This window comes from Bacillus sp. FSL R9-9530, from assembly GCF_038008145.1.
GTDB classification, from domain to species: domain Bacteria; phylum Bacillota; class Bacilli; order Bacillales; family Bacillaceae_G; genus Bacillus_A; species Bacillus_A mycoides.
The window spans coordinates 3,024,503-3,040,141 of the sequence record NZ_JBBOYO010000001.1; the positions used below are offsets into that span (position 1 = coordinate 3,024,503).

Genomic DNA, 15,639 nt, shown 5'->3' on the forward strand with positions numbered 1-15,639 from the left:
TTTCTAATTAAAATTAATTGTCAATTCTTTATATACTTATAAAATAAAGTCCGATTTTAAGGGCCATATACTAAACTATATCGTAATTAAATGTATCTACTATCTTTTTACATTCTATTCCATTATAACATCAAAACCAGCACTATTAACGTCACTTTTAACTGTATATCCTTCCAAAAATATTACAATTATCCCTATTTATATTTTAATATAAATATAATGTAATTATCCACCATATAACGCAATTAATTTCCGACTCTCCTCAACAACCTCTTCCCTCAATCTTCTAGGCTCCACAACCCTAACCGAAGCACCCATACTCAGAATCCATTTCTTTATCGACTCTTTCCCACTCATCGTTGCGCGAAAGAGGATACTGCCATCATCATTATGTTCTATCTTTTGATTTTCTCCCCAAATGGATTCTGGTACAGATGCAGCGAATGGCGGATAGATGAGCAACTCTACTTCTAATGGTTCTTTCATAAGGCCGAATTTCGGAAATTCTTCTCGAATATCGAAATTATCGGGTATTTTATATGTATCATACAAAATTCTAATATCTTTCATTCGAGATAGTTTAAACATACGTTTTTCCTTTTTATCATTACACATAGCTAAGCAATAAAAGAATTCGTTGTAGTGCACAAAGCCGTATGGATCAATAATTCGTTCTGATCTTTCACCAAATCGTTTTTCATATTGAATTTTCACCTTACGCCTTGTAAATAACGCTTCTTGTAGTTGTACATATTTTTGATTTTCATTAGAAAACTCATAATTTGGCTTAGATCTTTGAACAAAATAAATATGACGATCTTTATTCGTTTCAACTTTCCGAACTGCATTCAATTTATCTAACGCTACTTGTGCGTCCTTTGAATAAATATCATTACCTTTTGAAACTAGTTTTTGAATAGAGAATGTTAACGCATCCATCTCTTGCTGAGACATATTTTTAATAGGAAATAACGATGTATTTGAAAGAGAATAACCACCGTCCCTTCCTTTAGTTGTATCAATTTTAATACCAGCCATTTCAATATCATCACGATAAATGCGGACCATCCGCTCTTTTACTTCTAATAACTCTGCCAATTCACTAATTCTCATTTTCCCTCTCGCATGCAGGAGTTCAATCATGTATAGGCAGTTACTTAATTTGCTCATATAATTCCTCGTTTCTATTCATCCAGCCTCATTTAAGTATAAAAGAATAGAACCATCTTTTGAATTTTTTCTATATACTTCTAAAATATCAATATATTACCCCAAAATGTACAGTAGCACACCCATGACATACACCATCTTCAAAAAGATGTTCTGGCAAAGTCTTTGTATTACAAAACTTACACTGTTGATACCGCCTCTTTCTAAAATCGGCCACCATAATAATACTCTCTTTAATTTCCACCGCTTTCTCACTGTCACTTAATTCCTCTAGATGTTCCCATAATAATATATGATGCGTAAACTCTGTCATGTCTGGTATAGCAGGACTATTCCATACCAATCTATAAAACCCTATTTCTAGCCCCATTTCTCCTGCACGAATAAACATGTTCGGATCAAAATCCAGCCCTCGAACTGCGAACTCGACATTTATTTCTTTCAACTCACAAAGCTCCAATTGTTTTGATATGAATTGTTGTATCTGTGTTTTTGCTAATTTCATTAATGACTAATCTCCTTTATTCCATTAAAACAATTGCCAAGTACATCCCTCTGCACTTGGCAATGCTTTTTAAATATGAACTTCCTCTTTAGCGATATCTGTTAACATTTGAATAACATTTTGACAGTCCGTATCATTAAATAAATCGTTCATAGCCTGTATAACAATATCTTCATCTGACCAATTACTTATATTGCTTGTATTTGTGTAAATTCTTGTATACGACGCTTCCGGCCTTTTCGCTGCTGCGCTTATTTTTCTCCCTTTACTTTCAAGCCTTGTTAATAGCGCTAATCTCTTTTGTGATTCCAGTGGTCCAATTTCTAGCGTCAGTTTCAATCTATTATCTTTCAAACGTTCAAACCACATAATCACACAGTTATTTAACCACCAATTCCATTTCGGTGTTCCAAATTGTTCTTCTAGTTTGCGAAACTCCGGCATAATAAATGATGGTAGTCGGTGATGAATATTGTAAAAGCCTTCTTGGAACTTTTGTTCATGGACGAATAATTGAAATGCATTAGCTAAAGTATCCGCATCTGTTTGACTACTTTCTACCGCAACAATTTCAGAAGAAGAATCTTCTTCTCCGTATACAAGCCCTTTTATAGTATCGCCTATAGCCGCCACCACTTGATTAAAATCAGCATTGTTATACATATCATTCATCACACGACGAATTTCATCTTGATCTGCCCAATCACTTATATTTTCATATCCAGCATAAATTCTTGTATACATGGATCCAGCTTCTTTTGATTTTTCTTTAATAGTAATTCCATTGTCCTCTAACTTGCATAGTAACTTTAATCTCTGCTTATATTCCAACGGCCCAACTTCAACGATAAGTTTCATACGCCCATCTATTTTTCTTTCGAACCAAGTTATAAGAGCATTATTTAGCCACCACTCATGATTTGGAACTCCAACAATCTCATCAAGTTGTTTCCATTCTCCGAAAATGAAAGATGGAGTGCGAATATGTTCATGGTAGCAATCTTCCGGTATTTGATTTTGCTCTACAAATTGTAGGAATGCCTCTCTCATGACGCTATTTCCAGCTCCATGTATAAAGTGAAGCGTTTCAGCATACTTCTTATAAATTTTGCGAAGATCTTCCTTTTCTTCAGCGTTCAACTTCTTCACAGCACTTAACAACTCTTTATTAACAAACTTTCCAACTATTTTTCCGTTACCATTTAAGCATAGAAAATCAACAGCGGCCTTATGACTCTTATACACTGTTAACGCTAGTTCAATGTCTTCCTCATCACGAACAAGTTCCCCCTCTAATATATCAATATAGTAGGAAAGGAAATCTTTTATCGTACTAGACGTATACTCACTATAAATCTCCAATTGCCCTTTTAGGATATTTAATATATCCCCATAATCTAAAGTAAGATACGACTTATGACTTGGCGCGCTACCATCTAAACTTAAAAAGATTGGAATGATTGTATACCCTTCATATTTCTCGCTAACAAAGTTTATGTAATTTTGTAATTGTCCATCTGATTCAGATGACTTATATTTATTTTCAATCAAAATAGCAACCTTTTGCGCCTCTGATATTGCCAAAATATCAATTCTTTTATTATTTTTCGTTTGTACTTCGCGAAATACTTCCAAATCTTGAAGTGACTGCTTATGTAACTTAATAAAATTATATTGACCTATTAACTCCTCATTCTCTGCTTTTACAAACGTTTTAGAAATTATCTTATTTACAAACATAGAACTTAAATGATGATTCTCCGTCGGATCCAGTAACCAAGCAATCATATTAGAATGCCTAATCTCAAACTTATCTACCTTCAATATTTTAAAAGGATTAAAACGATTAAATTTACTATGTAACTTCTCAAACTCAATTGAATTATCTAACAGTGATAAAATCTCAAAATTATAATCCATTCCCCACACCCGCCGTTTATAAATTTGTGAATCAATTCTCCTGAATAATCATTTTAATAAATTGTTATAAGTAAATTATAACTTATAATGTGGCATTATTTATGTCACATATCCTATTTCTTACAAATAAACATGTATTAATCAATAAACTTAACCATACCCCCATACCACCCATAACTCTCCTCCAAAAAACTCCTACTCTCCCCACTCCCCTTATAAAAACTCTCCCAACCCCTCTCCCTCAAAATCCCCTTCCAACTATCACTCTCCACCATCTTCTTAATAATACTATCCCAATAAGCAACCTCTTCCTCCATCATATCTTTCGGGCCCATAATCCCTTTCCAGTGCTGGAAGACAACGTCGATTCCTTGTTCTTTCCACGTTGGGATTTCTGGTAGTCGGTCTAGTCGTTTTGGTGCGGATACGGCTAGTATTTTTATTTTGCCGGCTTTGTATTGTTTTTCGGCTTCGGATAGGGTCATTGTTGCGGCGCCTATTTGTTTGTTCGTTAGGGCGTTTATGATTTTTTCTTTGTTTTCGTAGACGAAGAATTGTAGTTCGGCAGGGTTGATGCCGAATGCTTTGCTTACTTGCACGAAGGATAGGTGATCGTCGTTTCCTAGGCCTGGGGCAACGCCGATTTTGAAGTTTTTCTTGTCTTGTTTTAGTTGTTCTATTAGTTGGTTTGCGTTTTCTATGTTTGATTCTTTTGAGACGACAAAGACTTCCCAGTCCGATGCGAGTGTCGCGAGCGGTGTGAAGTCTTTATATGTTAGTTTACTGTGGCCTAGTAGGTTGTTCGTTATGAGTAAGCTTGAGTTAATCGCCAGTACGTGACCACCTTTTTGTTTCGTATATTTCCATCCGACATCACCGCTGCCACCTACTTTGTTTGTGACAGTGATTGGTTTTGTGAAGATTTTTTCTTCTGTCAGTGTTTTTTGCATCGCCCGTGCTGTTAAGTCCCATCCCGCTCCTTGAACGTTTGGCGCAACGATTTCTACTTCTTCTATGTTCACTTTATTCTTGTGCGTTTTTTCTACGGAACAACCAGCTATTACTCCTGTCATGATCCATATACTTAGTAATAATCTTTTTTTCATAGTCCTCGTCCTATGCGATATTTTCGTTCTGGTCGTCCGATAATGCCGTATGTGTACTCTACTGTGCATTCGTTTGTCGCTACTAAGTATTCTAAATACCTTCTTGCGGTTGTTCTGGAAGCCCCCATTTGTTCTCCCATTTCTTCTATTGTAATGCCCTCTTCGAATCCTTTTATAATCCCTTTCACTTTTTGCAGTGTTAGCGGATCTACACCTGTCGGTAAGTTTTTTACGTCTTGTGTTTGCGAAATGCCGAAGAAGTTATCGATAAGTGCTTGATTCACTTCATTGTTACTATGTAATAGTTGCTTCTTTCTTTTATATTCTTCAATTGTGCGAACGAATTTTTCTAACGTGACCGGTTTTATAAGGTAGTTACTTACGCCATTTCGAATTGCTTTTTCTAACATATGGTTTTCATTTGCCGCCGTAACCATAATGACGTCAACGTTTGGAAAGTCAGCATGAATTTTTGGTAATAAGTCTGTACCGATTCCGTCTGGTAAGTAATTATCTAATAGAAGTAAATCGATTTCTTCCCTTTGTAGTAGTTCCATCGTTTCTTTCGCGTTCAATGCTTTTCCAATCACTTTTACGTCTTTTATTTTTGATAAAAACTCCTCTTGAATTTGCGCGACGCGGAAATCATCTTCTGCAATTGCAACCTTCAACATATGCCCATCCCCCAGTTTGTCATGTACTTTCTCTCAATGTTTTTGGAAGGTAAATTGTAAAAATAGCTCCCCCATTTTTCTCGTTTTGAATTTCAATTGTTCCCCCTAGTAGATCTACCATTTCTTTCACGTTTGCTAGTCCGTAACCACGATCATTTCCTTTCGTTGAAAACCCTTTTTGAAAAATGGTCGTGATTTTTTCTGCCGGTACTCCCGCTCCACTATCTATCACTTCAAATACAATGTCATGTCCAATATCCGTAACAAAGAAGGAAACATTCTTGTCCTCTCGTTCACTCACCGCATCAAACGCATTGTCGATTATGTTTCCAAGGATCGTAATAAGGTGCGAAACTTTTATATGGCCCGACAACGGTTGAAGCGCACTATCTCCTTCAATATGAAAATCAATTTTCTTCTCAGACGCTGTTCCGAGTTTACCTAATAAAATAGCTTGTACTTTCGCATCATGAATTTGATGGAATAAAATATGGTTTTGGCTTTGATGAATATTAGATTCTTGTTGAATAAATTCAATCGCTTCTTTGTAATGTCCTAACTGAAGTAATCCTGATAAGACAAAAAGCTTATTTGTAAATTCATGTGTTTGAGCGCGTAAGTCCTCTGAATACTTCCTTACCTCAGATATTGTGTTAACAAGGTTTTGCAGTTCTGTTTTATCTCTAAAACTACATACAACGCCTACCGTACTGTTATTTTCGAGTATTGGTGTCATGTTTAAAATAAACACTTTATCTTGAAACGCGATTTCTTGATCGTTTTCTAGCACTCTTTCCATATTAAAATTCGGTAAAACTTTTGAAATGTGCTGCTGCATATAATCATCACTTACATGCAACATCTCTTCTGCCGACGTGTTCATCATCGTAATAAAACCATTTTGATCAATAGCGATAATCCCTTCTTTTATAGATAGTAGTATCGCACTTCGTTCCCGGTATAACGCTGCAATTTCATTCGGCTCTAAACCGAGTGTATCTTTACGAATGCTACGTGCTAAAAGAATGCCGCCAACAATTCCAACTAGTAACACCGCTAAAGAAAAGAGTATAATTTCTTTCGTTCTGCTCAGTATGTTAGATTCAATACCCTTTATTAAAAACTCTACTGTCACAACGCCTACAACTTGATCGTAGTCTCCGTTATGAACAATAATGGGTGCCTTCGCCATTAAAGCCGGACCACTTGCACCATTTCCTTCGAGTGTATAATAGCCACCAAAAGTGAGTGCTTCATAGTTATATGGATTGTTACTTTTTGTTCCAATCAACTCAGAATTAGAATGGGAATACATAACCCCATAGCGATCTTCCACAATTACATAATCTGCACCAGCTTGCTCACGAACTTGTTCCGCAATGGATTGAATCGTACTTTTATGCTCGTTGTATTGAAAAGCATCTTTTATAGCTGGCATAAAAGACAAAGATTTAGCCGTTTGCAGAGCTAACTGTTCTACTTGGCGCTTCGTATCAACAGACTGAATGTAAACAAATATTCCCGCTAATAGAAGAACAACAAATAAAATTAACGTAATAATTAAGCTTACTATTTTCGTTTGTAATGACACTTTGCGTGATTTCTTCATACTCCATATCCTTTGATAAAATATTCAAAACTATCAATCTCCTTTTTCTATTATTATGACAAAACTAATAATGAAGCAACTATTAAAAATCTCCATGTACATAAAGTACAAAAAGAATAAAATTGTCATAATATTGAGATTTCAACTCAAGAACAGTACAATTCAACTATATTGAACACGCTTTCATAATTATCATTTTATTTATAAGCAAGAGGAGGAATTATTATGGCTCAAGCAAAATCTAACCGAGTCGCCGGCAATATCTTTAAAGGTTCCGTCGGCAATTTAATTGAATGGTACGACTGGTACGTTTACTCTGCTTTCGCTGTTTACTTCTCAGCAGAGTTCTTTCCTAAAGGAGATCCAACGAGTCAGTTACTGAACACAGCAGCTATTTTTGCAGTCGGATTTTTAATGCGCCCTATCGGAAGTTTATTAATGGGACGTTATGCGGATCGGCACGGCCGCCGGGCAGCATTAACGCTTTCCATTACAGTTATGGCCGGTGGTTCTTTAATTATCGCCTGTACACCTAGTTACGAAAGCATCGGTATTATGGCGCCAATTATTTTAGTTCTTGCTCGTTTACTTCAAGGGTTATCACTTGGCGGAGAGTATGGAACTTCCGCAACATATTTATCTGAGATGGCTAGTAGTGGACGCCGTGGTTTTTATTCAAGTTTCCAATATGTAACGCTCGTTGCAGGGCAAATGGTTGCGTTAGGCGTTCAAATTGTTCTTCAGCAATTACTAAGCGAACCAGATATGAAAGCTTGGGGATGGCGTATTCCATTCATTATTGGTGCGATGGGAGCAGTAGCTGTATTATGGCTTCGACGTACAATGGATGAATCGGAGCAGTTCTCAAATATGGAATCGAAAAACCGCGAAAGCGCAGGAACCGTTCGCGCTCTTATGAAACACCCGAAAGCAGTATTAACAGTAGTCGGCCTAACACTAGGAGGCACTGTTGCATTCTATACGTACACAACATATTTACAAAAGTTCATGGTAAATACAGTCGGTCTCCCGAAAGAAGTTGTAAGCTGGATTAACTTTGCCGCACTACTTATATTCGTTGTACTTCAACCAATTGCAGGGCTATTATCCGATAAAATTGGACGCCGCCCACTATTAATGGCTTTCGGTATTCTCGGAACGTTACTAACAGCACCAATCTTCTTCTTTATGGAAAAAACGACAGAACCAATGGTAGCATTCTTACTCATGATGGTCGGCCTCATTATCGTTACTGGTTACACTTCCATTAACGCGATTGTAAAAGCCGAACTCTTTCCAACTGAAATTCGCGCACTTGGCGTAGGTTTACCATATGCACTAACAGTTGCGATATTTGGCGGAACAGCCGAGTTCATCGCATTATGGCTAAAAAGTATCGGAATGGAATCACTATTCTATTTCTACGTAGCTGGATGTATCGCAATAAGCTTTATTACGTATTGGCGTATGGCTGAGTCATCGAAGACTTCGCAAATTGAGGCGGAGCTTGGTGGCGAGGATAAACTAGCTAATAATAAATCTAGTTAAAATTATGTATTCTATGTTCTTCGTTTAACTGAACTCGATTTACTTTATCTAAAAAAGCATAATTCATTAATATACAATTTAAAAACCTCTACTTATATGTAGAGGTTTTTGTATGACGAAAAAACACGTAGTTCCATTGTTATTTTACAAACCTCAAATTCTTCCTCATCTTAAAGTGGAACAAATTTATTACTTAGAGTGTCTAATAAGTGTATTTCTAACATTAGTTGTCCAGATTGGATACAACATATCCCGTTTGACATCTATTTTTATGTATTACAAAAAAATGAAAGGACTTATTATTCCCAAAAGTAAAAAACATGTATTGTAAGACTACGGTTAAGTATTACAAGTTTAATACTTTCACAGGTGAAGCATTACAAGTAGCAAAAAAAAAAAAGAAACACCCCAAACCGTGATTTATCAATCATATAAACGTTTTGGATGTCCTTTAACCTGTGAAATTTTAGCTGTAGTAGTATTGTTACCCTATGCCATCTTTAATTGCATTGGTATTTAGAATACCTAGACAAAATCCATATATTCTTGAAAGAGGTTGAAAATTTATGTTCGTTTTAAACAAGTTCTTTAACATTTTACATTACAAAAAGATTGTGCCTGTAGTATTACTTTCATGTGTATCACTTATAGGCTGTTCCAATAGTAACACTCAATCTGAACCACCTAAACAAACGAATCAAGCTAATCAAATTAAACAAGAAAATACAGGTAATCACTCTTTCGCTAAACTTGAAAAAGAATATGATGCTAAGCTTGGTATTTATGCACTGGACACAAGTACGAATCAAACTGTTGCTTATCATTCAGATGATCGTTTTGCATTTGCATCTACATCTAAATCATTAGCTGTGGGCGCTCTTTTACGCAAGAACTCATTAGAAGCTCTTGATCAAAGGATTACGTATACTCATGAAGATCTTTCTAATTATAATCCAATTACTGAAAAGCATGTTGATACAGGAATGACGTTAAAAGAACTTGCAGATGCTTCTGTTCGATATAGTGACAGCACAGCACATAATTTGATTCTTAAACAGTTAGGGGGGCCCTCTGAATTTGAAAAAATCTTGAGAGAAATGGGAGATACTGTTACTACTTCAGAACGATTTGAACCTGAATTAAATGAAGTGCATCCAGGAGAAACACACGATACCAGTACACCAGAAGCAATAGCTAAGACACTTCAATCATTTACATTAGGAACTGCACTTCCAATAGAAAAACGTGAACTATTAGTAGATTGGATGAAGAGAAATACAACTGGAGATAAATTGATTCGTGCGGGCGTACCAAAAGGCTGGGAAGTAGCTGATAAAACAGGCGCGGGATCTTACGGAACAAGAAATGATATCGCAATTATTTGGCCACCAAATAAAAAGCCGATTGTTCTTGCTATACTTTCTAATCATGATAAAGAAGATGCTAAATACGATGATAAACTTATTGCAGACGCAACCAAAGTCGTGTTAAATACCTTAAAAGCTACGGAATAAATGATAATAGGTTAAAAGTTTTCTATTTTAGGCGGGTGTTTTCATCAAATAAAAATTTGATAGTGTCCCTAAAACATCTGGACTTTAATAGCCAACTAAAAAATGCAAACAAAAAGACCTTTAATCAGTCGTTTTGTTTGCATTTCCTTTTTCTAAAACTACAGAAAAGATAAGTACTATAGTTAACACCATAATAAACCTTACTTCACTTCCATCACTTACAAAAAATGAATACAAAGTATAAATTAAAATTAATATTCCATAAATAACTTTGTGCAATGAACTCCCCCCCTTTTTTTGCCGTATATATTTTAGTGCAAAAATTTAATTCAAGCCCTATATCAAAATGAAAAGCACCTGTGATATACACAAAGTGCTTTTCTCTTGTCAATTTATCTATTTTCACTATATTTATCTATTTTCTTTTTATAACTCAAATTTCTTCGAATCGTACTTTTCTAGAGTTTGCTGTAATTCATTTTGTTCATATGGAATATGTTTATCTGTCTGTACATCTTCAACATTTTCTCCACCTGTTAATAATCTCCTGTACTTAAAAGAGTGCCCTGTTAATACTGTTGTAATCATTTTGTATTGCCCTCCTTTTGTTTGATTACTTGTATCATAAAACAAGTATCTGAAGTTGATATGTAGTCTATCTAGAGTGTATGTAAATTTAAAAAATCTCTAATAAAATGTTTATGTTGTAACGTTACCACCAAAACTAGTGCTTCCAACACCATGATTTGAAGAGACAGTAACCTATATTCTAGCCTCAATTCCTCCTACAGTTCTATATTGAGTAAAACTAGTTAATCCCTACAATATAAAAAGAGCACCCCTTTTGGATGCTCTTCGTTATAACTATATATTATTTAATTTCCTTCTTTTGTTGGTACCATTTTTCCTTCTTGAGAGTCTGTACCTTCTGTTCTTTCAACAGTTTTTGCATGTTCTGGTTTTTCAGGGGCTCCCATTTCAAATCCAGATTGAGAATCTGTACCTTCTTTTGCTGGTACCATTTTTCCTTCTTGAGAACCTGTACCTTCTGTTCTTTCAACAGTTTTTGCATGTTCTGGTTTTTCAGGGGCTCCCATTTCAAATCCTGGTTGAGAATCTGTACCTTCTTTTGTTGGCACCATTTTTCCTTCTTGAGAACCTGTACCTTCTGTTCTTTCAACAGTTTTTGCGTCTCCTTTAGGAGTTGCTGGCACTGCATCTTTAGGTAAATCAAAGTTTTGTGAGAAAGACGTTGTTCCATCTGCACTCTGTGTAATTACTTGATTGGAACTATTTTCATTTGACTTTAAATTGTCCATTTTCGCATCATCTGCACCTACTGCACCTCCCGCTACCAATCCTGTGCTTAAAAGTGCTCCTGCTAATAATGTTTTAATCATTTTTCATTACCTCCTGTTTATTTGTAATATTCATCAAAAAAGTATCTAGAGTTAATGCTTTAGTCATTATCTTTATCTACTTGCTTTTTGATTACATTTAGCATAAGACAAGAATCTATAGTTGATATGGACTGTATCTGGAGATTATGTAAAGAAAAATAGATGATCAATTGTTTAATAAACATAAAAAAGAGCTAAGGCTGTATGAGAACCTTAGCTCTTTTTTATGTTTATTGTTTATTATATAAATTATTTAACGCTACAAGCCATACCAGCTATCATATTACCAACTGAAATACCACCAGGTCCCCCCAATGCTTTCTCCTCTAAAACAAATGACAAGCCACCTCATGCCCCTTCGCAATCTCGACCATCTTCGGTACTTCCTGCGCGCATTTTTCAGTGGCGAATTTGCAGCGCGTTCTGAATTTGCAGCCGGATGGTGAGTTTAGTGGGCTTGGTACTTCTCCCTCTAGGATAATCCGTTCTTTGCCTGTGTTTGTTGGATCTGGTTCTGGCATGGATGAGAGTAGTGCTTGTGTGTATGGATGTGCCGGTTTTGTGTATAGGTCTTCACTGTCGGCAATTTCTACTATGTTTCCTAAGTACATGACTCCGATTCTATCTGATATGTGTCTTACCATGGATAGGTCATGTGCGATGAATAAGTATGTGACGCCTGTTTCTTCTTGAATGTCCTGCAGCATATTTACGACTTGTGCTTGGACTGAGACATCTAGTGCTGATATTGGTTCGTCACATAGGATGAAGTCTGGTTTTACAGATAGTGCGCGCGCGATGCTTATGCGCTGTCTTTGGCCCCCGCTAAATTCGTGCGGATAGCGATATAGGTGTTCTTCTTTTAGGCCTACTTTTTTGAGTAAGTCTAGAATGATTTCTTTTCTTTCTTCGGCTGTGTAAGAACCGTGAATGTTCATCGGTTCGCTAATAATTTGGAATACGTTCATTGTCGGGTTTAATGATGCGTATGGGTCTTGGAAAATGATTTGCATTCGTTTTCGATATTCTTTTAGTTCACTTTCTTTTAGATCTGCGATATCTTTTTCGTCGAATAGGATGTTACCTGAAGTGACATCGTGTAAGCGAATGATACTTCTTCCTGTCGTTGATTTTCCGCAGCCGGATTCTCCTACTAGTCCGAATGTTTCACCCTTTTTTATTGTGAAGCTTAGGTCATCGACTGCTTTTAATTGCTCTGTTTTTCTGCCGAATAGTCCTTTTTTAATAGGAAAATACTTTTTTAAGTTCCGAACTTCAATTAAGTTTTCTTCATGCATGGGAATCACCTACCGCCCTATCGTTTAACCAGCACATAGAGCGTCTTCCGTTTCCGATTTCAAAATATGGTGGACGTTCTTTTTCACAAATGTCCATTTTATGTGGGCAACGCTCTGCGAATGGGCACCCTTTCGGCGGGTGTAGTAAGTTGGGCGTGACACCTTGAATTGGAGCTAGTCTTTCTTTTACTCCGTTCGATATTTTTGGCAGAGAGTTTAATAGCCCTTTCGTATATGGATGATTCGGCGATTGAAAAATATCAAGTACAGGTCCTTCTTCCATAATAAGCCCGCCGTACATAACGATGACGCGTGTACAGTTTTGCGCAACAATTCCAAGATCATGTGTAATAAGAAGTAACGACATATTCGTTTCGTTTTTTAAGTTTTTCATTAAATCTAGTATTTGTGCTTGTATCGTTACATCAAGCGCAGTCGTCGGTTCATCCGCAATGAGAAGGTCTGGGTTACAAGACATTGCCATTGCGATCATAACCCGCTGCTTCATACCGCCGCTTAGTTCATGCGGATATTGTTTTACCCTTTCTTCCGGTGAAGAAAGACCGACTTGTTTTAGTAAGTTGACCGCGATATTTTGTGCTTCTTTCTTTTTCACTTTTTGATGCCGAATAATTACTTCCGTCATTTGCTTACCAATTTTCACAACTGGGTTTAATGCCGACATTGGATCTTGAGATATGAGTGAAATTTGATTTCCTCTAATAGAACGCAATTCTTTCTCCGATTTAGAAAGCACGTTTTCATTTTGAAAAAGAATCTCTCCTTCTTTCACTTTCCCTGGCGACGTAACGAGGGCCATAACGGATTTCGCCATAACGCTCTTTCCGCTTCCCGATTCGCCAACAATCCCAACGACTTCACCCTTTTTCAAGCTAAATGAAACGCCGCGAACCGCTTCTACTTCGCCGTCTTCTATGAAAAAAGAAGTCTTTAAGTTTTTCACTTCTAATAGTTTTTCAGACACGCTTTTCACTCCCCCTCACTTAAAGCATTAGTTCTCATGATGAGCCCCTTTTGGCGCGAAAGCTTTTTTCAACGCTTCACCGATTACGTTAAAACTTAGTACTGTTAATAAAATAAGGAACCCTGGGAAGAGTGTTAAATACCAAGCTTCACCTATGTATCCTTGCGCATTATTTAGCATGCTGCCCCAAGAAGAATCTGGTTCTCTAATACCTAATCCTAAGAAGCTAAGTGATGATTCCATTAAAATCGATGTCGCAATTGTTAATGTCGCTGCGATTATAATGGTTGATAAAATGTTCGGAATGATGTGTCTTACAATAATCATCAATGATTTTTGTCCCGACACTTTTGCGTATAAAACGTATTCACGCTCTTTTACAGATAACGTTTCTGCCCTTACGATACGCGCGGTGTCCATCCACGTTAGTAATCCGATAATAAGAACAAGCGTTGTAATTCCTGGTTTTAAGTAAGCATTTAATAGTAGCATTAAGAAGAATGATGGAATCGACATAAGAACTTCAACAATTCGCATTAAGAAGTTGTCTAACTTTCCGCCAAAATATCCGCTAATTGTTCCTACTGCGGTCCCGATTGTAATGGAAACAACCATCGCTAGAAAACCAACAGCAAGGGAAACTCGTCCGCCATATAACGCTCTCGTTAAATAATCCCTTCCGTAATCATCTGTGCCGAACGGATGACTCATACTCGGTTCTTGTAAACGATCTGGAATCGACATTTTACTAGGATCGTACGGTGATACGAATGCGAAAAGAGACGCGATTGTTAAAACACCCAGTATAATAACTCCCATTACTACAAACTTATTTTTTGTAAAACTATTTTTTATCGTTTGAAATCTCCTATTGTTCATTCCAAATCACCCCCTCATTCGAATGCGCGGATCTACTACGCCATATAAAATATCAGCAATTAAATTACCGAGAATTAACATGAACGATGATAATAATGTGATTGCCATAATAATTGGATAATCAAATCTAAAAATAGCATTTACCCCGAGTGAACCAAGTCCCGGCCATGAGAATACTGTTTCCGTAATGAACGCTCCGCCTACTAAACTTGGAATGGATAATCCGAAAATTGTAATGATCGGTATTAATACGTTTCGAAGTACGTGATTAAATAAAACTGTTTTCTGTGAAGCACCGTACGCATATTGAATTTGTACGTAATCTTCCTCTAATTGCTGAATTGTACTTGAGCGAATATATCTCATATAGACAGAGATGTTTTGGAACGCTAGCACCATGCAAGGTAAAATACCGTGCTGGACAATATCCCAGAAGGAATCTTGACCGACTGTGCGCATACCCATACTCGGAAGCATGTTCAACTTTAAAGAGAATAAGTAGATTAATAGTAACGCGAACCAAAAGACTGGCATTGAGATTCCCACATAGGAGATGAAGTTCACAATGCGGTCAAAGAACGAGTTCTTTTTCACACCTGTAAATAATCCAAGCGGTATTGCGATTACAAATGAGACGAGTAAAGATGATCCCATTAACCCAATTGTTGCGGGTAATCTTTCTGTAATAAGTTCTAAAACAGGACGATGGTTTTGAAGTGAGTATCCAAAATTCCCTGTTAAAATATTTTTTAACCATAAAAAATATTGCACGTAAATCGGCTGATCTAGTCCTAAACTTTTGCGAATACGCTCGACATCAATCGGACTCATATTCGGCGTTACAAAGTTTCGAACAGGATCGCCCGGCGCTAGTTTTATTAATAGAAAAGAAATAATAGAAATAACAAATAAAAGCGGAATCGCATTTAAAAGCCTCTTTGCAATTACTTTATACACAAACTTCCCCCCTCAAGATAAAGTGAAACTTTAATCAGTGGGGGTTTTGTCCATCCCCACTGATTATTAGTTGA

The 15,639-nt window shown here is 36.6% G+C and carries 15 protein-coding genes; 2 read left to right on the plus strand and 13 right to left on the minus strand.

The window, feature by feature from the left end:
• Positions 1-225: 225 nt before the first annotated feature.
• The 6 genes from MKX66_RS15220 to MKX66_RS15245 all read right to left on the minus strand — a co-directional run bounded on the left by MKX66_RS15220 (position 226) and on the right by MKX66_RS15245 (position 6,984).
• Positions 226-1,170 (minus strand): helix-turn-helix transcriptional regulator, encoded by a 945-nt coding sequence (locus MKX66_RS15220; protein ID WP_341086600.1) that lies wholly within the window; start codon positions 1,168-1,170, stop codon positions 226-228.
• A gap of 88 nt (positions 1,171-1,258) precedes the next feature.
• Positions 1,259-1,675 carry a hypothetical protein gene (locus MKX66_RS15225; protein ID WP_341086602.1) on the minus strand — a complete coding sequence of 139 codons (417 nt, stop codon included), beginning with the start codon at positions 1,673-1,675 and terminating at the stop codon, positions 1,259-1,261.
• Between the two features lie 69 nt (positions 1,676-1,744).
• Positions 1,745-3,595 (minus strand): PDDEXK-like family protein, encoded by a 1,851-nt coding sequence (locus tag MKX66_RS15230; RefSeq protein ID WP_341086603.1) that lies wholly within the window; start codon positions 3,593-3,595, stop codon positions 1,745-1,747.
• A gap of 137 nt (positions 3,596-3,732) precedes the next feature.
• Positions 3,733-4,701, minus strand: a complete 969-nt coding sequence (locus MKX66_RS15235; protein WP_341086606.1) for a tripartite tricarboxylate transporter substrate binding protein — start codon at positions 4,699-4,701, stop codon at positions 3,733-3,735.
• Positions 4,698-5,375: a response regulator gene (locus tag MKX66_RS15240; RefSeq protein WP_341086607.1), complete on the minus strand. Its 678-nt coding sequence runs from the start codon at positions 5,373-5,375 to the stop codon at positions 4,698-4,700. Before MKX66_RS15240 ends, MKX66_RS15235 begins: the two co-directional genes overlap by 4 nt.
• Positions 5,376-5,394: 19 nt before the next feature.
• Complete coding sequence (locus tag MKX66_RS15245; RefSeq protein WP_341086608.1) at positions 5,395-6,984, minus strand: sensor histidine kinase; 1,590 nt, start codon at positions 6,982-6,984, stop codon at positions 5,395-5,397.
• Positions 6,985-7,209: 225 nt separating this feature from the next.
• Here MKX66_RS15245 and MKX66_RS15250 point away from each other — a divergent pair, with 225 nt between their 5' ends.
• The gene (locus tag MKX66_RS15250; RefSeq protein ID WP_341086610.1) at positions 7,210-8,532 is read left to right on the plus strand and encodes an MFS transporter; all 1,323 of its coding nucleotides are present in this window, start codon (positions 7,210-7,212) and stop codon (positions 8,530-8,532) included.
• A gap of 566 nt (positions 8,533-9,098) precedes the next feature.
• A complete protein-coding gene (gene blaIII, locus MKX66_RS15255) occupies positions 9,099-10,046 on the plus strand; it encodes a class A beta-lactamase BlaIII (RefSeq protein ID WP_215590801.1) in 948 nt (315 codons plus the stop codon).
• A gap of 120 nt (positions 10,047-10,166) precedes the next feature.
• Here blaIII and MKX66_RS15260 read toward each other — a convergent pair whose 3' ends face one another.
• From MKX66_RS15260 to MKX66_RS15290, 7 genes are all read right to left on the minus strand, one after another.
• Positions 10,167-10,325, minus strand: coding sequence for a hypothetical protein (locus MKX66_RS15260; RefSeq protein WP_002087303.1), 159 nt, complete (start codon positions 10,323-10,325; stop codon positions 10,167-10,169).
• 147 nt (positions 10,326-10,472) lie between these two features.
• Positions 10,473-10,634, minus strand: a complete 162-nt coding sequence (locus MKX66_RS15265) for a hypothetical protein (RefSeq protein WP_002150223.1) — start codon at positions 10,632-10,634, stop codon at positions 10,473-10,475.
• Positions 10,635-10,921: 287 nt separating this feature from the next.
• Entirely contained in the window at positions 10,922-11,446 is a 525-nt protein-coding gene (locus MKX66_RS15270; RefSeq protein WP_085309462.1) for a hypothetical protein, read from the minus strand.
• A gap of 326 nt (positions 11,447-11,772) precedes the next feature.
• Entirely contained in the window at positions 11,773-12,744 is a 972-nt protein-coding gene (locus MKX66_RS15275; RefSeq protein ID WP_341086613.1) for an ABC transporter ATP-binding protein, read from the minus strand.
• Entirely contained in the window at positions 12,737-13,729 is a 993-nt protein-coding gene (locus MKX66_RS15280) for an ABC transporter ATP-binding protein (protein WP_016119684.1), read from the minus strand. Before MKX66_RS15280 ends, MKX66_RS15275 begins: the two co-directional genes overlap by 8 nt.
• Before the next feature lie 27 nt (positions 13,730-13,756).
• On the minus strand, positions 13,757-14,608 hold the full coding sequence (locus tag MKX66_RS15285) for an ABC transporter permease (protein ID WP_002035185.1): 852 nt from the start codon (positions 14,606-14,608) through the stop codon (positions 13,757-13,759).
• 6 nt (positions 14,609-14,614) lie between these two features.
• Positions 14,615-15,565: an ABC transporter permease gene (locus tag MKX66_RS15290; protein ID WP_002035186.1), complete on the minus strand. Its 951-nt coding sequence runs from the start codon at positions 15,563-15,565 to the stop codon at positions 14,615-14,617.
• Between the last annotated feature and the right edge of the window lie 74 nt (positions 15,566-15,639).